Source organism: Streptomyces flaveolus (genome assembly GCF_000716535.1).
GTDB classification, from domain to species: domain Bacteria; phylum Actinomycetota; class Actinomycetes; order Streptomycetales; family Streptomycetaceae; genus Streptomyces; species Streptomyces flaveolus_A.
Map to the genome: position 1 here is coordinate 257,058 of NZ_JNWV01000002.1, position 26,825 is coordinate 283,882.

9 protein-coding genes are annotated in these 26,825 nt (G+C 75.8%); 8 read left to right on the forward strand and 1 reads right to left on the reverse strand.

Features of this window, described 5'->3' with window-relative positions; all coding sequences use genetic code 11:
* Nucleotides 1–10: 10 nt before the first annotated feature.
* From OO52_RS02445 to rfbB, 8 genes are all read left to right on the forward strand, one after another.
* Nucleotides 11–19,933, forward strand: a complete 19,923-nt coding sequence (locus OO52_RS02445; protein WP_030639478.1) for a non-ribosomal peptide synthase/polyketide synthase — start codon at nt 11–13, stop codon at nt 19,931–19,933.
* Nucleotides 19,934–20,061: 128 nt separating this feature from the next.
* A complete protein-coding gene (locus OO52_RS02450) occupies nt 20,062–20,265 on the forward strand; it encodes an MbtH family protein (RefSeq protein WP_030639476.1) in 204 nt (67 codons plus the stop codon).
* Between the two features lie 119 nt (nt 20,266–20,384).
* Nucleotides 20,385–20,957, forward strand: a complete 573-nt coding sequence (locus OO52_RS02455) for a GNAT family N-acetyltransferase (protein ID WP_030639474.1) — start codon at nt 20,385–20,387, stop codon at nt 20,955–20,957.
* Between the two features lie 166 nt (nt 20,958–21,123).
* Nucleotides 21,124–23,574 carry a SpoIIE family protein phosphatase gene (locus tag OO52_RS02460; RefSeq protein ID WP_420711431.1) on the forward strand — a complete coding sequence of 817 codons (2,451 nt, stop codon included), beginning with the start codon at nt 21,124–21,126 and terminating at the stop codon, nt 23,572–23,574.
* A 79-nt stretch (nt 23,575–23,653) separates the two neighbouring features.
* The gene (locus OO52_RS02465; RefSeq protein WP_030639470.1) at nt 23,654–23,926 is read left to right on the forward strand and encodes a hypothetical protein; all 273 of its coding nucleotides are present in this window, start codon (nt 23,654–23,656) and stop codon (nt 23,924–23,926) included.
* Between the two features lie 562 nt (nt 23,927–24,488).
* A complete protein-coding gene (locus OO52_RS02470) occupies nt 24,489–24,857 on the forward strand; it encodes a DUF6479 family protein (protein WP_030639468.1) in 369 nt (122 codons plus the stop codon).
* Nucleotides 24,858–24,980: 123 nt separating this feature from the next.
* Nucleotides 24,981–25,166: a hypothetical protein gene (locus tag OO52_RS02475; RefSeq protein ID WP_037628355.1), complete on the forward strand. Its 186-nt coding sequence runs from the start codon at nt 24,981–24,983 to the stop codon at nt 25,164–25,166.
* A 52-nt stretch (nt 25,167–25,218) separates the two neighbouring features.
* Nucleotides 25,219–26,190: a dTDP-glucose 4,6-dehydratase gene (gene rfbB / locus OO52_RS02480; protein ID WP_030639466.1), complete on the forward strand. Its 972-nt coding sequence runs from the start codon at nt 25,219–25,221 to the stop codon at nt 26,188–26,190.
* A 49-nt stretch (nt 26,191–26,239) separates the two neighbouring features.
* Here rfbB and OO52_RS02485 read toward each other — a convergent pair whose 3' ends face one another.
* Nucleotides 26,240–26,824 carry a hydrolase gene (locus OO52_RS02485; protein ID WP_030639465.1) on the reverse strand — a complete coding sequence of 195 codons (585 nt, stop codon included), beginning with the start codon at nt 26,822–26,824 and terminating at the stop codon, nt 26,240–26,242.
* Nucleotide 26,825 lies beyond the last annotated feature (1 nt).

Genomic DNA, 26,825 nt, shown 5'->3' on the forward strand with positions numbered 1-26,825 from the left:
TCCGACGACCATGACGTCTTCGACCCCTTCGAACCCCTCCGGCTCCGCGCGGCCCTCCAGGCGGGACCGCGCCGAGGCGCTGCCCGAGGAGCTGCGGGAGGCGCTGCGGCGGCGGCTCGCCGGACGGTCCGCCGGCGCTGTCCCGGCCGCCCGGCAGGGCGTCCAGCGCGCCGACCGGGACCGCCCGCTGCCGCTGTCGTTCGCGCAGCAGCGGCTGTGGTTCCTGGACCGGCTGCGTCCCGGCGACGCCCGCTACAACAGCGCGGTCGCCGTCCGCCTCACCGGCGCCCTCGACCACACGGCGCTGGGCGGGGCACTCGCCGCCGTCGTCGCCCGGCACGAGGCCCTGCGCACCACCTTCGAGGAGACCGACGGCCGGCCGGTGCAGCGCGTCCGCCCGGCGGGCCCGGTGCCGCTGCCGGTCCGCGACACCGGCGACCTGGACGCGGACCTGCTCGCGGAGTACTCGCGCCCCTTCGACCTGCGGCACGGTCCGCTGCTGCGCGCCCTGCTGCTGCGCGAGTCTCAGGCCTCGCACGTCCTGCTGCTGACGGCCCATCACATCGTCACGGACGGCTGGTCGATGGGCGTGGTCCTGGACGAGCTGTGCACCGCGTACGACGCCCTCGCGCAGGGGGCACGCCCGGACCTGCCGCCGGTGGCCACGCAGTACCCGGACTTCGCGGTGTGGCAGCGCGAACAGCTCTCCGGGCCCCGCCTCGACCGCCATCTCGCCTACTGGAAGCGACAGTTGGCCGGAGCGGTGGCGCCGGAGCTGCCCCTGGACCGGCCCCGGCGCGGCGAGGAGGCGGGCGAGGGCGCCGTCCACACCTTCACCGTTCCCGCCGCCCTCACCGCGCGGCTGCGCGACCTCGCCAGAGAACGGCACAGCACCCTCCACACCGCCCTGGTCGCCGCCACCCAGGCCCTGCTGGCCCGCTGGTCCGGCCAGGACGACATCACCGTCGGCTCCCTCACCCCCGGCCGGTCCCGCACCGAGCTCGAACGGACCGTCGGGTTCTTCGTGAACACCGTCGTCCTGCGCACCCCGGTCGACGCCTCCGGCTCCTTCCGCGACCTGCTCGCGCAGACGGCCGGCACGGTCAACGACGCCTTCGCCCACGGCGACACGCCGTTCGAGCGGATCGTGGAAGCGGTGGGCGCTCCCCGCGAGGCAGGTCGCAACCCGCTGTTCGACGTGATGGTCCTGCTGCACCCCGACCCGCCCGCCGCGACCGCCCCGCGCGGCCTGTCCACCACCCCGGTCACCGTGCCCCGGCAGGCGGCCACCTTCGACCTGAGCGTCGAGTTCGTGCCGGACGGCGCGGGTCTGACCGGTCTGCTGGAGTACCGCACCGACCTGTTCGACCCGGCCACGGCCGAGCGGCTCGCCGGGCAGTTGCTGCGCCTGCTGGAGGGCGCCGCCGAGGCACCGGACCGCCCGCTGGGCAGCCTGCCCCTGCTGTCCGAGGACGAGATGCGGCGTGTCGTCCACGACTGGAGCACCGGCCCCCAGCACCCCGTGGACGACCTCACCCACCCGGAGGTCTTCGAGCGCCGCGCGGCCCGCACCCCCGACGCCCTCGCCCTCGTCGCGGGCGGCGAACGGCTGGACTACGCCACGCTCAACGCCCGCGCCAACCGGCTCGCCCACCACCTCATCGCGCTCGGCGCCGGCCCCGAGCGGCTGGTCGCGCTGCGGCTGCCGCGCACCGCCGACATGATCACCGCGATCCTCGCCGTCTGGAAGTCCGGCGCCGGCTACCTGCCGCTGGACCCGGCCCTGCCCGAGGAACGCGTCCGGTTCCTGCTGGACGACACCCGCCCGGCCCTGGTCCTGGACGAGGCCGCCCTGCGCGCCGTACCCGGGGGCCTCCCCGACACCGACCCCACCGACGCCGACCGGCGCGCCCCGCTGGACCCCGAGCACCTCGCGTACGTCATCCACACCTCGGGCTCCACCGGCCGCCCCAAGGGCGTCGCCGTGTCCCACCGCTCGGCGGCGCGCCTGCTGGCCGCGCACCGGGCCGGGTTCGTCGCGGAGGCGGGCGGCGGCCCGCTGCGGGTCGCGCTCACCGCGTCCTTCTCCTTCGACACCTCCCTCGAAGGCGTGCTGCTGATGGCCGACGGCCACCCGCTGCACCTGGTGGACGAGACGACCCGGATGGACCCGGCCGCCCTGGTCGCGTACGTGGTCGAGCACCGCGTCGACTTCCTCGACGTCACGCCCTCCTACCTGCGGCAGCTGCTGCCCGCCGGACTGCTCACCGACCCCCGGCACCGCCCCCGCGTCCTCATGCTCGGCGGCGAGGCGGTCGGGCCCGCGCTCTGGCGGGAGCTGGCCGCCCACCCCGACGTGACCGCCCACAACTTCTACGGCCCCACCGAGTGCACGGTCGACGCGCTGTCCTGCCGCATCGACGGCGGCGACCGCCCGCTGGTCGGCCGCCCCCTGCCCGGGGTGCGGGCCTATGTACTGGACGACCGGCTCCAGCCGGTGCCGCCCGGTGTCGGCGGCGAGCTGTACCTCGCGGGCGCCCAGCTCGCCCGGGGCTACACCGGCCGCCCCGGCCTGACCGCCGCCCGCTTCCTCGCCGACCCCTACGGACCGCCCGGCACCCGCATGTACCGCACCGGCGACCTGGCCCGCTGGACCCCCGACGGCCGCCTGGACTACCTCGGCCGCGCCGACGACCAGGTCAAGGTGCGCGGCCACCGGATCGAGCCCGGCGAGATCGAGGCCGCCCTGCTCGCGCTGCCCGGCCTCACCGCCGCCGCGGTCGTCGCCGTACCGGACGCGCACGGCCACACCCGGCTCGCCGCCTACGTCGTCCCGGCGCCCGGCACGCCCCGGCCCGACCCCGCCGACCTGCGCGCTGCTCTGCGCCGCGTCCTGCCCGACGCGCTGGTGCCCTCCTCCTTCACCCCGCTGGACGCACTGCCGCTGACCACCAGCGGCAAGCTGGACCGCCGCGCCCTGCCCGCACCCGGGACCACGGCGGGGGAGCGGGAGTTCGTGGCTCCCCGCACCCCGGCCGAGGAGACCCTGTCCGCCATCTGGGCCGAGGTGCTCGGCGTGGACCGGGTCGGCGTCACGGACAACTTCTTCGAGCTGGGCGGCGACTCGATCCTCAGCATCCAGGCCGTCTCCCGGGCCCGCGCGGCGGGCCTCAGGATCGGCTCGCAGGACGTCTTCCGGCACCAGACGGTCGCCGACCTGGCCGCCGCGTCCCGCCGCACCGCCGACCTGCCCGCACCCAGGCGCCCGCAGGAGGACGGGCCCGCCCCGCTCACCCCGGTCCAGGAGTGGTTCCTCGCCACGCACGGCCCGCTGCGGCACTTCAGCATGTCGATGCTGCTCGACCTGCCCCACGACCTCGACGAGCGGGCACTGGAACGGGCACTGGACGCCGTGGTGCATCGGCACCCGGCCCTGCGCGCCCGTTTCACCCGCGACGGGGACGTCTGGCGGCAGCACCCCGGCACCGGCCCGGCCGGCGGCCTGCTGACCCGGCACGGCCCCGGGACCCCGCCCGACGAGGCCGCCGACGAGGCCCGCGCCGCCCTGGACCCGGCCACCGGAACCCTGCTGCGCGCGGCCCTGCTCACCGGCGCGGAACGCCCCCGACTGTTCCTCACGGCCCACCACCTGGCCGTCGACAGCGTCTCCTGGCGGGTGCTGCTCACCGACCTGGAACAGGCCTACCGGCAGGCCGTGGCCGGTGAGGAGCCCCGGCCGGAGCCCGAGCACACCCCGTTCGCCGACTGGGCGCGCCGGCTGGCCCAGCGGGTGCGGGCCGGCGACCTGGACGACGACCTGCCCCACTGGACGGAGGAGACCGCGGTGCCGCGCACCCCGCTCCCCGTCGACCTCCCCGGCACCCCGCTCGCCGGATCCGTGCGCACCGTCCGCTCCCGGGTGGACCGCGCCACCACCGAGGCGCTGCTGCGGCGGGTGCCGGGCGTCTACCGCACCCAGGTCAACGACGTGCTGCTGAGCGCGCTGGCCCGGGTGCTGGCCGACTGGACGGGCCAGGACCGGGTGACCGTCGCCCTGGAGGGCCACGGCCGGGAGGAGGAACTGGACGAGGGCGTCGACCTGTCCCGCACGGTCGGCTGGTTCACCACCCAGTACCCGGTCACCCTGACCCCGGCCGGCCCGGCCGACTGGGGGGCCACGCTCAAGGCCGTCAAGGAGCGGCTGCGCGCCGTGCCCCGCCGTGGTCTGGGCTACCAGGCGCTGGGCCACCTCGGCTCGCCCCGGCCCGAGGCGAGAGCCCTCGGTGAACTCCCGCTGCCCCAGGTCTGCTTCACCTACCACGGCCAGTGGGAGGCGCCCGCCGGCGGGGACTTCGCGCCCGTCGCCGACGTGCCCGGCCGGGACACGGACCCCGGCGCGCCGCTGGACCACCTCCTGGACGTCTCCGCCGTGGTGGCCGACGGCGAGCTGGAGATCACCTGGCACTACAGCGACCAGGTGCACCGGGCCGGCACCGTACGGCGGCTGGCCGACGGCATGGCGGGGGCGCTCGCCGCCATCGCCGAGCACTGCGCCCGGCCCGGCGCGGGCGGCCGTACCCCCTCCGACTTCCCGCTGGCCCGCCTGGACCAGGCCGGTGTGGACCGCCTGGCCGGCGACGGCCGGGACGTGGAGGACCTGCTGCCGCTCACCCCGCTCCAGGAGGGCATGCTCTTCCACCGGCTGGTCGGCGGAGCGGACGACGTGTACGTCGACCAGGCCGCACTGCTGCTGGACGGGGTGACCGACCCCGACGCCCTCGCCCTGGCCTGGCAGCGCGTGACCGACCGCACCCCCGCCCTGCGCACCTCGGTGGCGTGGGAGGACGTGCCGGTGCCGCTCCAGGTCGTGCACCGCCACGTCACCGTGCCCGTCGAGCAGATGGACTGGCGGGACGTGGACGCGGGGGAGCGGGCCGAGCGGCTGGGCCGGCTGCGCGCCGACGACCTCGCGCGCGGCCTGGACCTCGGCACGGCACCCCTGATGCGGCTCACCCTCGTCCGGCTGCCCGAGACCCGGCTCCAGCTGCTGTGGACCTCCCACCATCTGATCCTGGACGGCTGGAGCCTGGCCCAGGTGCTCACCGACGTGTTCGCCGAATACTCGGCGCTCACCGCCGGCGCCGAGCCCCGTCCGCCGGTACGGCGGCCGTTCGCGGACTACGTGCGCTGGCTGGCCGGCCAGGACACCGAGGCCGCGCACGCGCACTGGCGGACCGTCCTCGCCGGGTTCGCCACCCCCACCCCGCTGCCCGTCGACCGCGTCCGCCGCCCGGGCCACGAGACCCGCTCCGCGGGCGTGCACACGGCCGGGCTCTCCGACGAGGTCTCCGCCCGGCTGGCGCGCACCGCCCGCGCCGCCGGACTCACCCTCGGCACCGTGGTGCAGGGGGCCTGGGCCCTGCTGCTGTCCCGCTACAGTGCCGAGCGGGACGTGCTGTTCGGGACCACCGTCTCCGGACGCCCCGACGACCTGCCCGGCGTCGAGTCGATGGTCGGCATGTTCATCAACACCCTGCCCACCCGCGTCCGCGTGGACGGCGGCCGGACCGCCGCCGCCTGGCTCCGGGAGCTGCAGGAGGCGCAGGCCGAGGCACGGCGGTACGCGGCGGTGTCCCTCGCCGAGCTGACCTCGCTGAGCGACGTGCCCGCCGGCAGCCCCCTGTTCGACAGCATGGTGGCGTTCGAGAACTACCCCTTCGACCAAGCCCGTTCGGCCGGCTCCGGGATACGCCTGGCGGACGTCTCCGCCCGCGACGCCACCAACTACGCCCTCGTCCTGCGCGCCTACCAGGGCGAGCGGTTCGGCTTCGACCTCGCCTACGACCCCGCGCTGTTCGACGCCCCGACCGTGCGCGCCCTCGCCGACCGGCTGTGCCTGCTGCTCACCGAACTCGCCGAGGACCCGGACCGGCCCGTGCGCGCGCTCGCCTGGACGACCGCCGAGGAGCGGCGGCGGATGCTGGCCGACTGGAACGGCACCGAGGAAGGCCGGCCCGCCGACACCCTGGACGCCCTCTTCACCGCCCAGGCCGTCCGCACCCCCCACGCCGAGGCCGTGACCTGCGGCGCCGACCGGCTCGACTACGCCACCCTGGACGAGCGCTCCGGACAGCTCGCCCACCGGCTCGCCGAACTCGGCGCCGGCCCCGAGACGTTCGTGGCGCTCGCGCTGCCCCGCTCCACCGACCTCGTCGTGGCCGTCCTCGCCGTCCTCAAGACCGGCGCCGCCTACCTGCCGATCGATCCCGCACTGCCCGCCGAACGCGTCCGCGACCTGCTCGCCGACGCCGCCCCGGTGACGCTGGTGACCACCACGGGAACCGTCGTCGAGACGCCCGTGCCGCTGCTGCCGCTGGACGACCCCGGCGTCCGGGCCGACCTGGCCCGCCGCCCGGCCGCCGGCCCGGCCCGCCGCGCGCTCCCCGAGAGCCCCGCCTACGCCATCTACACCTCCGGCTCCACCGGCCGCCCGAAGGGTGTCGTCGTCCCGCACGCCAATGTCGTCCGGCTGTTCACCCGCACCCGGCACTGGTTCGGCTTCGGCCCCGACGACGTGTGGACCCTGTTCCACTCCTACGCCTTCGACTTCTCGGTGTGGGAGCTGTGGGGCCCGCTGCTGCACGGCGGCCGGCTCGTCGTCGTCCCCGAGGACACCGCCCGCTCCCCGGAGGACTTCCTGCGCCTGCTCGCCGACGAACAGGTCACCGTCCTCAACCAGACCCCCTCCGCCTTCTACCCGCTCATCCGCGCCGACGCCGAACTGCCCGACGTCGGCGCCCGGCTGGCGCTGCGCACGGTGGTCTTCGGCGGTGAGGCGCTGGACGTGAGCCGGCTCGCCGACTGGTACGCCCGCCACCCGGACACCGCTCCCCGGCTGGTGAACATGTACGGCATCACCGAGACCACCGTGCACGTCACCCACGCCGCGCTGGACCGCCGGGCGGCCCGCGCCGGCACCGCGAGCCCCATCGGAACCGGCATCCCCGACCTGCGGCTCTACGTCCTCGACGACGCGCTCCGGCCGGTGCCGCCCGGCGCCGTCGGCGAGCTGTTCGTCGCCGGCGAGGGCCTGGCGCGCGGCTACCTGAACCGGCCCGGCCTCACCGCGACCCGCTTCCCCGCCGACCCGTTCGGCCGGCCCGGCACCCGCATGTACCGCACCGGTGACCGGGCCCGCTGGCGGGCCGACGGCACCCTGGAGTACCTGGGCCGCGCCGACCAGCAGGTGAAGATCCGCGGCTACCGCATCGAGCCCGGGGAGATCGAGGCCGCCCTGCACCGCTACCCGGGCGTGGGCGCGGCCACCGTCGGCGTGTACGAGGACACCGCCGGGACCCGCCGGCTGGTCGCCCACGTCGTCGGCACGGGCAGCGGCGACCGCGCCGTACCGCCGCCGCCCGCCGCCGAACTCCGCGCCCACCTGGCGGCGTTGCTGCCCGCGCACATGGTCCCGGCCGCGTACGTGCCGATGACCGCGCTGCCCCTCACCGTCAACGGCAAGCTCGACCGGCGCGCCCTGCCCGCGCCCGGCCCCGACGGCTTCGCCGCCGACACCACGCGGACCCCGCCGCGCACCCCGGCCGAACGGCTGGTCGCCGCCGCGTGGGCGGACGTCCTGGACACCGACGAGGTCGGCGCCGACGACGACTTCTTCGCCCTCGGCGGCGACTCCATCCTCGCCGTCCGCGTCACCTCCCGGCTGCGCGCCGCCTTCGGCACGGACGTCTCGCCCCGGCTGCTGTTCACCCACTCCACGCTGTCCGCCCTGGCGGCGGAGCTGGGCGAGCCCCGGGACGGGAGCACCGCCGACACCATCCCGGCCACCGGTGCGGACACCCCCGCGCCCCTGTCGTACGCCCAGCAACGCCTGTGGTTCCTCGATCGTTTCGAGCCGGGCAGCACCGAGTACACGACCCTGTCCGTGCTGCGGCTGCGCGGCCCGCTCGACACCGCCGCCCTGCGCAGCGCCTTGGACGGGCTGATCGCCCGGCACGAGGCCCTGCGCACCACGTTCACCGAACAGGACGGCCAGGCCCGGCAGTCGGTCCACCCGGCACGGCCCGTGGACCTGCCGGTGGACGACCTCGCGGACCTCGCCCCCGTGGGCGCCGGCGAGGAAAGCGCCCTCGACGCCGTCTTGGAGCGCGAGGCCGCCACCCCCTTCGACCTGGCCACCGGGCCGCTGTTCCGGGTCCGCCTGGTCCGGGGCGCCGCCGACGAGCACGTCCTCGTCCTGGCCCTGCACCACATCGTCACCGACGGCTGGTCCGCCGGTGTGCTGGCCCGGGACCTGGGCGAGCTGTACACGGCGGCCCTGGAGGACCGCCGTCCCGACCTGCCCGCCCTGCCGGTCCGGTACGCCGACTACGCCTCCTGGCAGCGCGCCCGCGCCGAGCGGGCCGAAGCCGAACTGGGCTTCTGGCGGCGGGCGCTGGACGGCGTGACGCCGCTGGAGCTGCCCACCGACCGGCCGCGCCCGGCCGTCCGCTCCCGTGACGGCGCCCTGGTGACCTTCACCCTGCCCGCCGCGCTGACCGAGCGGCTGCGCGAGCGGGGCCGGGAGGCCGACGCCACCCTCTACATGACACTCGTGACGGCCTGCCAGGTGCTGCTCGCCCGCTGGGCCGGCCAGGAGGACGTCACCGTCGGCACCGTCACCGCCGGCCGGGAACGACCCGAACTGCACGACGTCGTCGGCATGTTCGTGAACACGCTGGCGCTGCGCGCCCGGGTCCGCCCCGAACTGCCCTTCCGGGAGCTGCTGACCGAGGTGCGCGACACCGTCCTGGAGGCGTTCGCCCACCAGGAGGTGCCCTTCGAGCGCGTGGTGGACGCCCTCCAGCCCGAGCGGGACACCAGCCGTACCCCGCTGTTCCAGGTCATGGTCGCCCTGCACAACCTCGGCGGCGAGCCGCCCCGGCTGCCCGGCCTGACGGTGGAGCCGGTGACCCCGCCGGTCCGCAACGCCACCTTCGACCTCGCCTTCGACTTCACGGAGACCGACGGCGGGCTCACCGGCTACCTGGAGTACGACACCGGGCTCTTCGACACCGATACCGCCGAACGCCTGGCCGCCCGGCTGCGCGTCCTGCTGGAGGCCGCCGCCGAGGACCCGGAGCGGGCCGTGGGCCGCCTGCCGTTGATGACCGACGACGAACGCCGCCAGGTGCTGCGGTACGGGCGGGGCGCCCGGCTGCCCGAGCCGGACACCACCTTCCCCGCCCTGTTCGAGGCCCAGGCCACCCGCACCCCCCGCCACACCGCCCTGGTGGCCCGCGACACCACCCTGGACTTCGCCGCGCTGAACGAACGCGCCAACCGGCTGGCCCACCACCTCATCGCCCAGGGCGCCGGCCCCGAGGACGTGGTCGCCGTACGGCTCCCACGCACCTCCGACCTGGTGGTGGCGCTCCTCGCCGTCCTCAAGGCGGGCGCCACCCTGCTCTGCCTGGACCCCGAACTCCCGCAGGAGCGAGCGGACTTCCTCCTCACCGACGCCCGGCCGCACACCCTGCTGACCGGCCTCGGCGAGGTGCCCTGGGACCGGCTCCCCGCTCACGACCCGGCCGACACCGACCGCGTCCGGCCCCTGCTGCCCGGGCACACCGCCTACATCGTCTACACCTCCGGCTCCACCGGCCGCCCCAAGGGCGTCGCCGTCGAACACCGGCAGCTCGTCAACCTGTGCCACGACCACCGGTCCGGCCTGCTCGCCCCGCACACCGACGGCGGGCGGCGGCTGCGGGCCGCGCTCAGCGCCTCCTTCTCCTTCGACACCTCCTGGGAGGGGCCGCTGTTCCTCGCCCTCGGTCACGAGGTCCACCTCGTCGACGAGGACGTACGCCTGGACCCGCGGGCCTTCTGCGCCCAGGTCGCCGAACACCGCCTCGACCTGGTGAACGTCACCCCGTCCTTCCTGCGCGAACTGACCGCCGCGGGCCTGCTCGCCCCCGGCCGCCACCACCCGCGCCTGCTGCTGGTGGGCGGCGAGGCCGTCACCCCGGCCGACTGGCGCGAACTCGCCGAGGCCGAACGGCGGTCGGGCGTGACCGTGTACAACATGTACGGCCCCACCGAGTGCACCGTCGACGCCGTCTACGGCCGCTGCGCCGACCGGCCCGACCGCCCGGTCATCGGCCGCCCCGGCGGCAACCTGCGCGCCTACGTCCTCGACGGCGCCCTGCGCCCGGTGCCCCCCGGAGTGCCCGGCGAGCTGTACCTGGCCGGGGCGCAGGTGGCCCGCGGCTACCTGCGCCGGCCCGGCCTCACCGCCGCACGGTTCCTCGCCGACCCGTTCGGGACGCCGGGGGAGCGGATGTACCGCACCGGGGACCGGGTCCGCTGGCACCGGGACGGGCTGCTGGAGTTCCTGGGCCGGGTGGACGAACAGGTCAAGATCCGCGGGTTCCGTGTCGAGCCCGGCGAGGTGGAGGCCGCCCTCCTGGACCACCCGGACGTCGCCGACGCCGCGGTCGCCGCGCGCGAACACGCCGGCCGCCTCATGCTCGTCGGCTATGTGGTGCCGTCCACCGGACGTGTCCCCTCCGCCGACGCACTGCGGCTCGCCCTGCGCCGCACCCTGCCCGACCACATGGTGCCCGCCGCGTTCGTCCCGCTGGCCCGCATCCCCCGCACCACCAGCGGCAAGACCGACCGGCGCGCGCTGCCCGCCCCGCCCGCGCAGCCCGACAGCACCACCCCGTACGTCGCCCCCCGGCCCGGCGCGGAGGAGCGCCTGGCCGCGATCTGGGCGGACGTGCTCGGCGTCGAACGGGTCGGCGCCCACGACAACTTCTTCACGCTCGGCGGCGACTCCATCCTGAGCATCCAGATCGTCTCCCGCGCCCGGCAGGCCGGACTCGCCCTCACCACCAAGGACGTCTTCCGTCACCAGACCGTCGCCGAACTCGCCCTGCGCGCCCGGGAGTCGGCTCCCGTCCCCACCACCACCGACGAGACGGGCGAGGCGCCGCTGACCCCGATCCAGCACTGGTACCTGGACGGACGCGACCCCGGGCAGCGGCTCCGGTTCACCATGACCCAGCGCCTCGAACTCGCCGCCGGCACGGACGGGTCGGCGCTTCGGACCGCTGTCGACGCCCTCGTCCGCCACCACGCCGCCCTGCGCACCCGCTTCCGCCGCACGGCCGACGGCTGGCGCCAGGAGGTGCTGCCCGAGACCCCGGACGGCTTCTTCGCCCGGCACGATCTCGCCGGGCTGGACGACACGGCGCTGGAGAGCGAGGTCCAGCGGCTCACGGAGGACGCACAGGCTGCGCTCGACCCGGTCGAGGGCCGGGTCATCCGGGCCCTGTTCTTCGACCGAGGCCCCGGGCGGAACGGCCAACTGGTGATCACCGCGCACCACTTGGTGATCGACGGGGTGTCCTGGCGCATCCTGCTCGCCGACCTGGAGACCGCACACGGGGCGGCTGCGGCCGGCCGGTCCGTCGAGCTGCCCGCCAGGGGCACCTCGTACGGCGTCTGGGCCACCCGGCTCGACCGGCACACCCGCTCCGGCGCCCTGGACGCCGACCTGCCGTACTGGACGCGCACCTGTGAGGCCCCGGCCGAACTGCCCGCCGGACGGCCCGGCCCCCGCACCCACGGCACCGCCGCCACCCTCACCGTCACCCTGGACGCGGAGACGACCGACGCCGTGCTGCGGCAGGTCCCCGAGGTCTACCGCACCCAGGTCAACGACGTCCTGCTCAGCGCCCTCGGCCGCACCCTGGCCCGCTGGTGCGGGCGCGACACCGTCCTCCTCGGCGTGGAGGGACACGGCCGGGAGGACCTGTTCGCGGACGTCGACCTGGCGCGGACCGTCGGCTGGTTCACCGCCGAGTTCCCGCTCGCGCTGCGCGTCGACCCGGACGCCGGCTGGCACGAGACCCTCCGCTCGGTCAAGGAACAACTGCGCGCGGTACCGCTGCGCGGCCTGAGCCACGGCGCCCTGCGCCACCTCGTGCCCGGCAGCCCGCTCGCCGGCACCCCCACCCCGCAGGTCGGCTTCAACTACCACGGCCAGTGGGACGCGGACGGCACCGGCGGGCTGCTGCGCGGCTCCCTGCCCCCGGCCGGCCGGGACACCGACCCGGACGAACCCCGCCCCTACCTGCTGGACGTCACCGGCGTGGTCCAGCGGGGCCGCCTCGAACTCGGCTGGACCTACCCGGCGGAGGTCTACGACGAGGCGACCGTCCGCCGGCTCGCCGAGGAGACGCTCGGGGCCCTGCGGGACATCGCGGCGCACTGCGCCCGGCCCGGCGCGGGCGGCCGCACCCCCTCCGACTTCCCGCTCGCCGGACTCGGCCAGGACCGGCTGGACCGGCTCGTCGGCACCGGCCGGCAAGTCGAGGACGTCCTGCCGCTCACCCCGCTCCAGTCCGGCATGCTCTTCCACGGCCTGGTGGACACCGAGCACGCCTACTTCGACCGTACGGCCGTACGCCTGTCCGGCGTCGCCGACCCGCACGCGTTCGCCGCCGCCTGGCAGCAGGTCGCCGACCGCACCCCGGCGCTGCGCAGCAGCGTGCACTGGCAGGGGCTGCCCCACCCCGTCCAGGTGGTCCACCGGCACGCCGAGCTCCCCGTCACCCACCTCGACTGGCGGACGCTGACACCCGAGCGGCGCGCGGAGGCCACCGAGCGGCTGCTCGCCGAGGACCGCGCGGCGGGCATGGACCTCACCACCGCACCGCTGACCCGCCTCACCCTGGCCGCCCTGCCCGGCGACGAGGTGCTGCTGCTCTGGTCGACGCACCACATCGTCCTGGACGGCTGGAGCACCGGGCAGCTGCTCACCGAGGTGTGCGAACGCTACGCGGCCCTCACCGGCGGCCCCGACCCGGCACCCCCGGTACGGCGGCCCTTCGCGGACTTCCTGCACTGGCTGCGCGAGCAGGACGAGCAGGCGGCCGAGCGGTACTGGGCCGACGCCCTGGCCGGGTTCACCGCCCGCACCCCGCTGCCGTACGACCGCACGCCCGCCGAGGCCCACCGCGCCCGCTCGGCCGCCGCCGTGCGCCACGAGCTGGACGCGCCGGTCTCGCACAGGCTGCGGGAGACCGCCGCCCGCGCGGGGCTCACCGTCAACACCGTCGTGGAGGGCGCCTGGGCGCTGCTGCTGGCCCGCTCCAGCGGCCGGGACGACGTGGTGTTCGGCACCACGGTGTCCGGCCGCCCGGCCGAACTGCCCGGTGTCGAAGGCATGATCGGCATGTTCATCAACACCGTGCCGACCCGTGTCCGCGTCCCGGCCGGGCCGGTGCTGCCGTGGCTGCGCGGGCTCCAGGAACGGCAGAGCGACGCCCGCCGTTTCGACTTCCTCGCCCTGTCCCGCATCCAGACCGCGAGCGACGTACCGTCCGGGGAGCCGCTGTTCGACAGCATGGTGGTGTTCGAGAACTACCCCGTGGACGAGTCGGCCACGGCCCGCACGGGCGTCCGCGTCGAGGAAGTGCGCGCCGACGACGCCACCACCTTCCCCTGGTGCCTCCGCGCCCACCTGGCCGAACGGCTCGCCTTCGACCTGGCCTACGACCCCGCCCTGTTCGACCCCGCGACCGTCGAGCGCGCCGCGGACCGGCTGGCCGCCCTGCTCACCGCCCTCGCCGACGGGTTCGACACCGACCTGGCCGACCTGGACCTGCTCACCCCGGCCGACCGCGACCTGCTGGCCGCCTGGAACACCACCGCCCGCCGGGCAGCCCCGCGCAGTCCGGTGGACCTGTTCGCCGAGCAGGCCCGCCGCACCCCGGACGCGGTCGTGGTCCGCGACGGCCGGCACGAGCTGACGTACCGGGAACTGACCGACTGGGCAGGAGCGTTGGCGGCCCGGCTGGTTGCGGGCGGGCTGACGGCCGAGGACCGGGTGGCGCTGCTGATGGAGCGCTCCGCCGAACTCGTCGTCGCCCAGCTCGCCGTGCTCATGGCCGGCGGCGCCTACGTCCCCGTCGACACCCGGGCTCCCGAGGAGCGCCGCCGCACCCTGCTCGCCCAGGCGGGCGCCACCGTCCGGCTCACCCCGGCCGAGGTGACCGCCGCGCGCGCCGGAGCCTCCATCGGGGAGGGCCACACACCGGCCGCCGACCCCGACCGGCTGGCGTACGTGATGTTCACCTCGGGCTCCACCGGCCGGCCCAAGGCGGTCGCCGTACGCCACCGGGACGTGGCGGCGCTCGCGACCGACAGCCGGTTCGCCGACGGGGCGTGCGCACGGGTGCTGCTGCACTCGCCGGTGGCCTTCGACGCCGCCACCTTCGAGGTGTGGGCGCCGCTGGTGAACGGCGGCTGCGTGGTGGTGGCCCCAAGCGGCGGCGTGGACGCCGCGCTGGTGCGCCGACTGGCCGCCGACGGCGAGCTGACGGCCCTGTGGCTGACCGCCGGACTGTTCCGGCTGCTCGCGCAGGACGCCTCCGACTGCTTCCGGGGCCTCGCCCAGGTGTGGACCGGCGGCGACGTCGTCCCCGCCCCGGCCGTGCGCCGGGTGCTGGCCGCGTGCCCCGGCCTGACCGTCGTGGACGGCTACGGCCCCACCGAGACCACCACCTTCGCGACCTCCTGCGCCCTCACCGACCCGGAGGCCGTGCCCGGCACCGTCCCCATCGGCCACCCGCTGGACGACACGCGGGTGCACGTCCTCGACGCCCGGCTGCGGCCCGTACCGCCGGGCTGCCCCGGCGAACTGTACGTGGCCGGCGAGGGCGTCGCCCGCGGCTACCTGGGCCGCCCCGGCGACACCGCCGCCCGCTTCCTCGCCGACCCCTACGGCCCGCCCGGCGCCCGGATGTACCGCACCGGCGACCTGGCCCGGCGGCGGCCGGACGGCACCGTCGAGTTCCTGGGCCGCGCCGACGACCAGGTGAAGATCCGGGGCTTCCGGGTGGAGCCCGGCGAGGTCGAGGCCGCCCTCGCCGCCCACCCGGGCGTCGTGGACGCGGCCGTGGTGGCCCGCGAGGACCGGCCCGGCGCCAGACGGCTCGTGGCCTACGTCGTCGGACCGGCCGGACAGGACCCCGAGGAGCTGCGGGACTTCGCCGCCCGCACCCTGCCCGACTACCTCGTCCCCAGCGCCGTCGTGCCGCTCACCGCGCTCCCGCTCAGCCGCAACGGCAAGGTCGACCGGGCATCCCTGCCCGCGCCGGAAGCCCTGCCCGGGCGCACCCGGGTCGAGCCCCGCACCGAAGCCGAACACCGCACGGCGGCCGTCTTCGGCGAGGTGCTGGGCAGCGAACCGCCCGGTGTGGAGGACGACTTCTTCCAGCTCGGCGGCGACTCGATCCTCAGCATCCGGCTCGCCTCCCGGCTCGCCGAGACCTTCGACACCGACGTCACCCCGCGCGCGGTGTTCACCCACCCCACCCCGGCCGGACTGGCCCGGCTGCTCGGCACCCGGCAGGGCACAGGACGGTCGGCGATCGTCCCGGCCGCCCGGGACGGGGCCGCGCCGATGTCGTACGCCCAGCAACGCCTGTGGTTCCTGGACGAGTTCGCACCCGGCGGCGCCGAGTACGTGACGGCGCTCGCCCTCCGGCTGCGCGGCACCCTGGACACCGGCGCCCTCCGCGCGGCCCTCACCGCCCTGGTGGCCCGGCACGAGTCGCTGCGCACCACCTTCGACAGCGTCGACGGACACGGCGTCCAGCGGGTCCACCCGCCCCACGACGTGCCGCTGCCCGTGCGTGACGTGTCACAGGCCGCCGACCCGGAGGCCGCACTGCGCGGGCTGCTCGCCGAGGAACGCTCCCGCCCGTTCGACCTGCGGCAGGGGCCGCTGCTGCGTACCGGCCTGATCCGGCGGGCCGAGAACGACCACGTGTTGGCCCTCACCCTGCACCACATCGTCACCGACGGCTGGTCCACCTCCGTCCTGCTCGGCGACCTCGCCCACCTCTACCGCGCGGAACTCGGCGCGGTGGAAGGTGACCTGCCGTCGCTGCCGGTGCAGTACGCCGACTACGCCCGCTGGCAGCGTGGCGCCGGGGACACCGGAGCGGAGGAACATCTCGCGTACTGGAAGCGGCAGTTGTCCGACACCCAGCCGCTGGAGCTGCCCACCGACCGGCCCCGGCCGCCGGTGCGCACCAGCGCAGGCGCGACCACCCGGCTGGTGGTGCCCGCCCGGACCGCCCGGCGGCTGACCCGGCTCGCCCGGGACCACGGCACCACCCTGTTCACCGCGCTCGTCGCCGCCGCCCAGGCCTACCTCGCCCGGCTCTCCGGCGCCGAGGACATCGCCGTCGGCACCGTCACCTCCGGCCGCGACCGGCCCGAGACGCAAGGCCTCGTCGGGTTCTTCGTCAACACCCTCGTGCTGCGCTCCCGGGCCGACGCCGAGGAGCCCTTCACCGGGTTCCTCACCGCCGTACGGCAGACCGTCCTCGACGCCTTCGCCCACCAGGACGTGCCCTTCGAACGGGTCGTGGACGAGGTGGAACCGGTCCGCGACACCAGCCGCAGCCCCCTCTTCCAGGTCATGGTCGTCCTGCAGAACACCCCGGCCTCCGGGCTAGACCTGCCCGGCCTGGACGTCACCGACGTCGAACCGGAGTCCGAGCAGGCCGCGTTCGACCTCACCCTGGAGTTCGCCGAGACCGGCGACGGCGCCCTGCACGGCCTGCTCACCTACAACACCGACCTGTTCGACGCGGCCACCGCCGAACGGATGGCCGCACAGCTCGGCACCCTGCTGCACGCCGTCGCCGAGGACCCCCACCGGCCGCTCGGCGTCCTGCCGCTGACCTCCGACGACGAGCTGAAGATCCTGCTGGACCAGGGCCGCGGCACCTTCCGCCCGGTGCCCGAGACGACCCTGCCCGCCCTGTTCGAGCGGCAGGCGGCCCGTACGCCGGACGCGGTGGCGCTGGTCGACGGCGACCGGGAGCTGACCTACGCGGAGGTGGACCGGGCGGCCAACCGGCTGGCCCACCGGCTCGTCCGGGACGGCGTCGGACCGGAGCGCGTGGTCGCCCTGGCGCTGCCCCGCTCGGCGGCGACCGTCGTGGCCCAGCTCGCCGTCGCCAAGGCCGGCGGCGCCTTCCTGCCGGTGGACCCCGACTACCCGCCGCAGCGCCGGGAGTTCATGATCCGGGACGCGGGCGCCCACCCGGTCCTCGGCGACCCGGCCGAGGTGTGGGCCGCCGACGGGCCGGACACGGCACCGACGGACACCGACCGCACCGCGCCCCTCACCCCCGCCCACCCCGCCTACGTCATCTACACCTCCGGCTCCACCGGCACCCCCAAGGGCGTCGTCGTCACCCACCGAGGGCTCGCCTCCTTCGCCGCGGCGGCCGCCGAACAGTACGCGGCGGGCCCCGGCGACCGGGTGCTGCAGTTCGCCTCGCCCAGCTTCGACGCCTCCGTGCTGGAGCTGTGCGTCTCCCTGCTCGGCGGGGCCGCTCTGATCACCGGCGAGGAGGGGCCGCTGGTCGGCGAGCGGCTGGCGGAGGTGCTCGCCGAGCGGCGCGTCAGCCACACCCTGATCCCGCCGGCCGCGCTGGCCACCGTCCCGCCGGAGACCGCCTCCGCCCTGCCCCACCTGCGCACCCTCATCGTCGGCGCCGAGGCCTGCCCGGCCGACCTGGTCGACACCTGGGCCTCCGACCGCCGGATGATCAACTCGTACGGCCCCACCGAGGCCACCGTCGTCGCCACCTGGACCGGTCCGCTCACCCCCGGCACCGGCGCCCCGCCGATCGGCCGCCCCGCCGGCGGCACCCGCGTCCGCGTGCTCGACGCCGCCCTGCGTCCCGTGCCGCCCGGCGTGACCGGGGAGCTGTACCTCGCCGGGCCCGGACTCGCCCGCGGCTACCTGGGCCGGCCGGGACTCACCGCCCAGCGGTTCGTCGCCGACCCGTTCGGCGCGCCGGGGGAGCGGATGTACCGCACCGGGGACCTGGTCCGCTGGACCGCCGACGGCCGGCTCCGGTTCGCCGGACGCGCCGACGACCAGGTCAAGCTGCGCGGCTTCCGCATCGAGCCCGGCGAGATCGAGAGCGCGCTGCGGCGCAGCCCGCTGGTACGGGACGCGGTCGTGGTCGTACGCGCGGGGGAGACGCCGGACGCGCCGGCCCGGCTGGTCGCCTACGTGGTTCCGGCGGAAGGGGCTGCCACGGACCCGTCAGCCGCCGGTCCGTCCGTCGGTGAGGCACGCCTGCCCGTCGGCGAGCTGCGGCTGCACCTGGCCGGGCTGCTGCCCCCGCACATGGTGCCGTCCGTCTTCGTGCCGCTCGACCGGCTGCCGCTCACCCCGAACGGCAAGACGGACCGGCGGGCCCTGCCCGAACCCGGGCCCGCGCAGGCCGCGGACGGCCCGCGGACCGCGCCGCGCACCGACACCGAACGCCGGATCGCCCGCATCTGGGCCGACGTGCTGGGCATCGAGGAGGTCGGCGCCGACGACAACTTCTTCGCGCTCGGCGGCGACTCCATCCTGAGCATGCAGGTCGTCTCCCGGCTGCGCCGCGACGGCCTGCACGTGGCCACACGCGACCTGTTCACCCACCAGACCGTGGCCGAACTCGCCACCGTGGTCCGCGCCGCGCCCCGCCGGTCCGGGGACGGCCCGGTCACCGGCGAGGTGCCCCTCACCCCGATCCAGGAGTGGTTCCTGACCACCCCGCGCGCCGCCCACCACCACTTCAACCAGTCGGCACTGCTGGAACTCGACGGCACCCCCGACCCGCGGGCCCTGCGCGCCGCCCTGGACGCGCTGCTGGAGCACCACGACGCGCTGCGCATGCGGTTCACCCGGGACGCGGACGGCTGGCACCAGTTCAACCCGCCGCCGGCCGCCGGCCCCGGCGTCCTCGTCCGGCACGACCTGACCGGGCTGTCCGCCGAGGAGGCCGACGCGGCCATGGGGAAGGCCGCCGACGAACTGCACGCGAGCTTCGACCTGGCCCGGGGCCCGCAGCTGCGGGCGGCCCTGTTCACCGGGGAACCGGACCGGCCCGCGTTCCTCCTCCTCGTCGCCCACCACCTGGTCGTGGACGCCGTCTCCTGGCGCATCCTGCGCGACGACCTGGAGACCGCCTACGGGCAGGCCCTCCAGGGCGGACCGGTCACGCTGGGGGAGCGCGGCACCAGCTTCCGCGCGTGGTCGCGCGGACTCGCCGCGTACGTCGCCGAAGGCGGCCTCGACCACGAACTGCCGTACTGGGAACAGGCGGTGGACACCGAACCCGCGCCACCCACGCCCCCCGCCGCCGGACCGGCCGCCACGGTGAGCGTGGAACTCGGCGAGGAGGACACCACGGCCCTGCTGCGCTCGGCACCCACCGCCTACCGCACCCGCGTCAACGACGTGCTGCTCGCCGCCCTCACCCTGGCCCTGGCCCGCTGGACCGGCCGCGACCGGGTCCGCCTGGACCTGGAGGGCCACGGCCGCGAGGACCTGCTCGACGGCGTCGACCTGTCCCGCACCGTCGGCTGGTTCACCACCGTCCACCCGGTCGCCGTCCAGGTGCCCGACCCCGGTGACCTCGGCCCCGACCGCGACTGGCGGTCCCTGGTGAAGTCGGTGCGCCGCCAGTTGCGCGCCGTACCCGGCAACGGCATCGGCTTCGGCGCGCTGCGCACCTTCGGCCCGCCCGAGGTGCGCGAACGCCTCGGCGGCAGTGCGCACAGCCAGGTGGTGTTCAACTACCTCGGCCAGTGGGACGCCCGCCCCGAGACCGCGTCGGGCGGCCTGGTCCGCGCCGAACACGGCTCCTTCGGGCAGGACCACGACCCCCGGGACCCCGGCTCGCACCTGCTGGAGGTGGTGGGCGCGGTGCAGCACGGCCGGCTCGCCTTCACCTGGCACCACCGGCCCGGCGTCCACGACACGGCGACCGTGCGCCGGGTGGCCGAGGAGTTCGCCGAGGCCCTGCGCCACCTCGCCCGGCACGCCAGGGGAGGCCGGTGACGACCCTCGGGCCCCGCGCGGCCCCGCGCCGGCGCACCACCCGGTACGGGCCGCGCGCACCCCGCGCTCCGACCGCCCGCCCCCGCCTCGCCACAGCTCACCCGAACCGAACCCCCGAGGAGACCGACATGGACGAGAACACCCGCTACCAGGTGCTGCGCAACGACGAGGAGCAGTACTCCCTCTGGCCCGTCGACGTCGAGGTGCCCGCCGGCTGGCAGCCCGTCGGCAAGGAGGGCACCGAGGCCGAGTGCTCCGCGTACGTCGACGAGGTCTGGACCGACATGCGGCCCAAGAGCCTGCGCGAGCGCATGGAGAACGCCGGCGCCTGACGCCCCGCGCGTCCCCACGACCGACACGCCGGGCCGCCCGCACCGGGCCGGCCCGGCGCCTCCCCCCACTCCTCCTCCCCCACGCGCCACCACACCGCATCACTCCCGAGGAGTCCGCCATGACGCCCGCCATGACCCCCGTCCTGCGCACCGAACGCCTGGAGTTCCTGCCCTACCGGCCCGAACACGAGGACGCCTTCGTCGCCCTGCTGCGCGACGAGGAGGTGTGCCGCCGGATGGGCCAGGAACGCGTGCCCGAGCCGCAGATCCGGGAGCTGTTCCGCGCCATCCTCACCGACGTCTACCCCCAGCGCCGCTTCGACGTCTGGGGCCTGTGGCAGGCGGGCGTCCACGTCGGCCACGCGGAGGTGAAGCCGACCGGCAACGTCGACGGCCACGAACTCGTCACCGCGCTCGCCCCCGGGCACTGGGGTCGCGGACTGGGCGGCGAGGCGGTGCGCGGCCTCCTCCGGCATGCCGCCGACAACCTCGGACTCGCCGAGGCGTACGGCATGGTCGGCGCCGACAACACCGCCAGCCTGGCCATGTGCCGCCGCCTGGGCTTCCGCCACGTCCGGGACGTCGTGGCGGACGACGGCTCGGTGACCAAGCTGCTGGTCGTCTCCACCAGGGCGCCGGGGGAAGCGACGGGCGCCGGGGGCGCGGCGCCCTTCGTCGAGGATCCCGTGTGAGCCTCGGCACCGCCTGATCCGGCCCCCACCCTTCCGGCCGACCGCCGGGGGAGGGGCCGGCCGCGTGTGGCTGTCCGCCGCGACCGGCGCCCGTCCGGGAAGGGCGTCCGTTCGGCGCACCGTCACAGGGGCTGCGCAGGCGGCTCATACGCGCTGTAATGGCGACGTGGTGAGTGAGGGCGCTGCGATCAGCGGGACGAGAACGGCGCCGGAGCGTGCCGAAGCCGCCCTCGCGTCGCTGATGGCGTCACCGGCCACCCCCGACCGGCTCCGCCGGGTCCTCGAACAGGCGCTCGTGTTCGCCGGTGCGTCCTTCGCCGGGGTGTACACGCCCGGCCACGACGCCACGCAGCTATGCCTCGCCGAGTCGGCCGGTCTGCCCCGCACGCTGTACGGCCTCCGGGACTGCTACCCCACCGCCGGCGCCTCCCCGGTCGCCGAGGTGCACCGCACCGGACTCCCGCGCTGGCTCGGCCCCGCCGAGCTGGCCGCCGGCCCGGACTCCCGCCGTACCCCGTCCCCGGACTTCTCCGTGGCCGTCCTGCCGCTCGGACCGGCCGGCGGCGGCTGTCTGCTGGCCGTGGGCGAGCACCCGGGCGGCTTCGGCACCGACGACCGGACCAGCCTGGAGCTGGTCGCCCGCGCCGTGGCCGTACCCGCCCCGGCCGTCGCCGGTGACACCGGCGAGCTGCCGGAGGACGCCTTCAACCTGACCATGGACACCGGCCGGGTGGAGGTCGGCGAGGCGATCCTGCGGCTGTTCGGGATCGACCGGCAGAGCTTCGACGGCCGCGTGGAGACCCTGCTCGGCCGCGCGGTGCCCGAGGACCTGCCCGCGCTGATGTCGGTGGTCGAGGCCGACCACATGTCCATCGGCGACCGCGAGCTTGAGTTCCGCATCCTGCAGCCCACCGGCCCGCCCAAGTGGCTGCGGCTGAGTGGCCGGCTGCTGCCCGGCGGCGAGGGCCGCTCCGCCCGGCTGGTCGGCACCGTCGCCGACGCCTCCACCCTGCGCTCCGACGTCACCGACGTCGCCCGCGTGCAGCGCCTGGCCGCCGCCCTCGCCACCGCCGGCACCGTCAAGGACGTCGGCCAGGCCGTCGTGGCCGCCCTGCGCAAGCCGCTGCGGGCCGACCGGATCGCCCTGGCCGAACTGGAGAACGACCGGCTGGTCGTCACCGTCCTCGACCCGCCAGAGCCCGAGGCCTGGCCCGAGGTGTGGCGCACCGAGTGGCGCACCGAATGGCCCGACGCGCCGGTGCGCGCCATGCCCACCCTGGCCGCTGCGCTGCGCGAGGGCCGCGCCAAGATCTGGCCCGCCGGCTCGGCGCTGGAGCCCGCCCTCGCCGAGGTCGGGCCGGGCGGGCTCGCCGTCCTGCCGCTGCCCGCAGGCAGCCGGATGGCCGGCGCCTGCCTGGTCGGCTGGGACCGGCCGCACGACTTCGCCCCCGACGAACGCGCCCTGCTCACCGCCTGCGCCGGTCTGACCGGCCAGGCCCTGCTGCGCGCCCACGCCTTCGACGCCGAGCACGAACTCGTCGGCATGCTCCAGCGCACCCTGCTGCCCCGCCGGCTGCCCCGGCTGCCCGGCGCGGTCGCCGTCGCCCGCTACCTGCCCACCACGGCCGGTCTGGAGGTCGGCGGCGACTGGTACGACGTGATCCCGCTGGCCGACAACCACGTCGCCCTGGTGATCGGCGACGTCCAGGGCCACAACGCGGGCGCCGCCACCCTGATGGGCCAGATGCGCACCGCGCTGCGCGCCTACGCGGCCGAGGGCCACGCCCCGGACGTGGTCGTCGCCCACGCCAACCGGCTGCTGCTGGACATGGAGACGGACCTCTTCGCCACCTGCGCCTACGTCGACGTCGACGTGGAGCAGGGCACCGCCTGGTGCGTACGCGCCGGGCATGTGCAACCGGTGCTGCGCCACCCGGACGGCACCGCCGAGATCGTGCGGGCCGAGGGCGGCCCACCGCTCGGCGTCCTCGCCCAGGCCGAGTTCCCGATGACCCCGCTCCGGCTCCAGCCCGGCACCGTGATCGCGCTGACCACGGACGGCCTGGTGGAGTCCCCCTCCCTCGACCTCGACGCCGGCATGGACCGGCTGGCCCGCGAACTGTCCGCCGCCGACCCCGCCCACCTCGGCCTGGTCGCGGACGCCCTGCTCACCGGCGCCCACCGCGGAGACGACGTGGCGCTGCTGCTGATGCGCTACGACGGACTGGCCGTACGGCCGCTGCGGGAGAGCTGGACGGTGTGGCGGGTGCCGGAGGCGGTCCGGCACGCCCGCCGCTTCACCCGGCGCACCCTGCGGGCCTGGGGCCTGTCCCGGGACACGATCGACGTGGCCCTGCTGGTCGTCTCCGAACTCGTCACCAACGCCCTGGTGCACACCGGCGGCCAGGTCCGGCTCGACCTCAGCCTGGTCAACCACCGGCTGCGGCTCGCCGTCGCCGACACCTCCCCGCGCAGCCCCGTCAAGCCGACCAGCATCGGCTGGGAGGCCACCGGCGGCCGGGGCATCCTGCTGGTGGAGGCGGTGTCGGCGGCCTGGGGCACGGTCCCGGTCAGCGGCGGCAAACAGGTCTGGGCGGACCTCGTACCCGACCGCTGACCGCCACTCGGGTACGGGTGGCGGCGTCCCGGCAGGTCGTCGCGGGCCCGCGCACCGGACCTGCCTAGGGTCGGTTGGCGTGTCGCACACCTTCGAAGAACTGGTCGCGAAGCAGCGCGCGGCCGCCGCCGCCCACGCCCAGGTGCAGGAACTGCGGGACGCCTACGGCCCGCCGGCCGAGCGGCGGATGACCGGCGCCCAGTCGGGCACCTACGAGACCGCCCTGCGCGCCTGGCGGGACCTTGCCCGCGATGTGCAGACGGCGGTGAGCGAGTACGCCCGGCAGACCGGCCGGCCACGGGCCGAGGTCGAGGCGGAGGTGGAACGCGCGGCAGCGGAGGAGACGGACTGACCCCTGGCCGGACGGGTGGGGCGGGATGGGGCCGTCGGGGCGTCAGCCTGACCTGACCATGAGCCACGGCCGGGCCTGGCCGTGATCCTCGGCCGGACGTGACCATGATCCACGGGCCGACCTGGCCGTGATCCTCGGCCGGACGTGACCATGATCCACGGCCCGACCTGGCCGTGATCCTCGGCCGGACGTGACCGATGATCCACGGCCGACCTGGCGGTGATCCCCGGCCGGACTTGGCCGCGAGCCCCGGCCGGGCCTGACCGTGATCCAGGGCCGGACCTGACCGCCATCCAGGGCCGGACCTCACCCTGGTCCCCGGCCGGACCTGACCGTAATCCAAGGGCCGGGCTTGGCCGTGACCCCTGGCCGGGCCTGAACACGACCCCGGCGCCGGCCTTGGCCCTGACCACACCGGCCTTGGCCCTGACCACGACCCCGGCACCGGCCTTGGCCCTGACCCACGGCCGTGACCGGGGCGGGACTGGGGCCGGCGGGCCGCCTGCCTGCCGGTTCGTGGCGGGCCGCGCATCCGTCGCGCCGTGCCGGGTACCCGACGGTCATGAAAACTGCCATGTACGAAGCGGCCGCGGGTGCCCAGGTCTTCGGCTACGCCCTCATCCTGGTCGCCGGAGTGGCCCTGGTCGCGGGACTGATCTGGGCCTTCCGGCTGGGCTTCAAGGTGCGCGAGCGGGAGCCGGCGCCGCCGCGGCCCGACGAACAGCCGAAGATGCCGCCGTCGGGGCCGGTCCACGAGACCCGCGAGGTCCGCGAGCCCGACGAGGTCCCCCGGGCCACCGACGAGAGCGAGCGCCTCACCCCCCACCAGCTCGGCAACGTCGGCACCAAGCGCGCCGACGACCAGCGTCGCCCCCGCTGGTCGCCGGGGTCCAGTGGCTCCTTCGGCGGTGGCGGTGGCGGCCGTACCTGACCGGTGCGGGGCACGGCCGCGTTTGCGGACCGCTCGGCCCGGGGACCCGGTCACGCACACATCACGGCCCGGGCCCGGGCGGCCCGGCGAACGCGCCCGCGACGAGCGGGACACAGAAGGAAGATGAACGACGTGACCGCGCATGCCAGCGAGAAACCGGCCATACCCCACGCGGAGACGGGCTGGGCCCAGGCCCACCGTCGGCGGAACCGGGGAGTACGCACCTGCGTGCCCGCCGTCCTGGACCGCACCTCCGCGCAGCGGCAGGCCCTGGATCCCGAGGACAACATCGTGCGCGGCGAGGACTGAACGACCGGGCGAAGCCGGACGTCTCAAGGCGCCCGGCGGCATACTCCCGGTCATGAACCTGCTCGTCACCGGCGCCGCCGGCTTCATCGGCTCCCACTACGTCCGCAGACTCCTGGCCGACGACGCGCCGGACGCGCCCCGGGTCACCGTGCTGGACAAACTCACCTACGCGGGCACGCTCACCAACCTCCCCGTCGGCCACCCCCGGCTGGACTTCGTGCACGGGGACGTCTGTGACGCCGGTCTGGTCGACGAACTGATGGCGGACGCCGACCAGGTGGTGCACTTCGCCGCCGAGTCGCACGTCGACCGGTCGATCGAGGGGGCCGGGGAGTTCGTCCGCACCAATGTGCTCGGCACCCAGACCCTGCTGGACGCGGCCCTCCGGCACGGCACCGGCCCGTTCGTACACGCCTCCACCGACGAGGTCTACGGCTCCATCGCGACCGGCTCCTGGCGCGAGAGCCAGCCGCTCGCGCCCAACTCCCCGTACGCGGCGTCGAAGGCCTCCGCCGACCTCGTCGCCCTCGCGCACCACCGCACCCATGGCCTGGACGTCCGGATCACCCGCTGCTCCAACAACTACGGCCCGCGCCAGTTCCCCGAGAAGGTGATCCCGCTCTTCGTGACCAACCTTCTCGACGGGCTGCCCGTCCCGCTGTACGGCGACGGGAGCCACGTCCGCGACTGGCTGCACGTCGACGACCACTGCCACGGCATCGACCTGGTCCGCACTCAGGGCCGCCCCGGCGAGGTGTACCACCTAGGCGGTGGCACGGAGCTGACCAACAAAGAGCTGACCGGCCTGCTGCTGGAGGCGTGCGGCGCGGGCTGGGAGCACGTGGTGCACGTCCCCGACCGCAAGGGCCACGACCTGCGCTACTCGCTCGACTGGAGCAAGGCCCGCGAGGAACTCGGCTACCGGCCGCGCCGCGACTTCACCACCGGCCTCGCCGAGACGGTCGCCTGGTACCGCGCCCACCGGTCCTGGTGGGAGCCGCTCAAGCGGCTCACCGCCCGCTGACCGGCAGTCGGCCGTGACCAGCCGCACCGCCCCGGCGTCCGGCGAGCGGTCAGGCGTGGGTCTTGGCCAGCAGTTCCAGGATCTCGGCCGTCGTGCCGGTCTCACCGAGCCGCGGGAAGATGCGCTCGACGCTGTTCGCGTGCGCCTCGCCGTCCGCGTCGGCCATGGCGTCCGTGGCGAGGGTGACGTGGTAGCCGTGCGCGTAGGCGTCGCGGGCGGTGGACTCGACGCCGATGCTGGTGGCGATGCCGGTCAGCACGATCTGGGTGATGCCGCGGCGGCGGAGCTGGACGTCCAGGTCGGTGCCGTGGAAGGCGCTCCAGTTGTGCTTGGTGACGCGGACGTCGCCGGGGTGTCCGGACAGATCGTCGACGACGACGTCCCAGCCCTCCGGGAAGGCGAGCCCGCGCGGCTGGCGCTCGGTGCGGCCGGGGACGGCGTCCGCGCCGTCCGGAGCGAAGGAGACCCGGACCAGGACCACGGGCAGCCCGTGGGAGCGGAACGCGTCGGCGAGCGCGGCCGTGCGGGAGACGACCTCGGCACCCGGGTACGGCTGGGTGGGCATGGCCACGATGCCGTTCTGGAGGTCGATCGCGACGAGGGCGGTACGGGGGTCGAGCGTGGTGAGCGACATG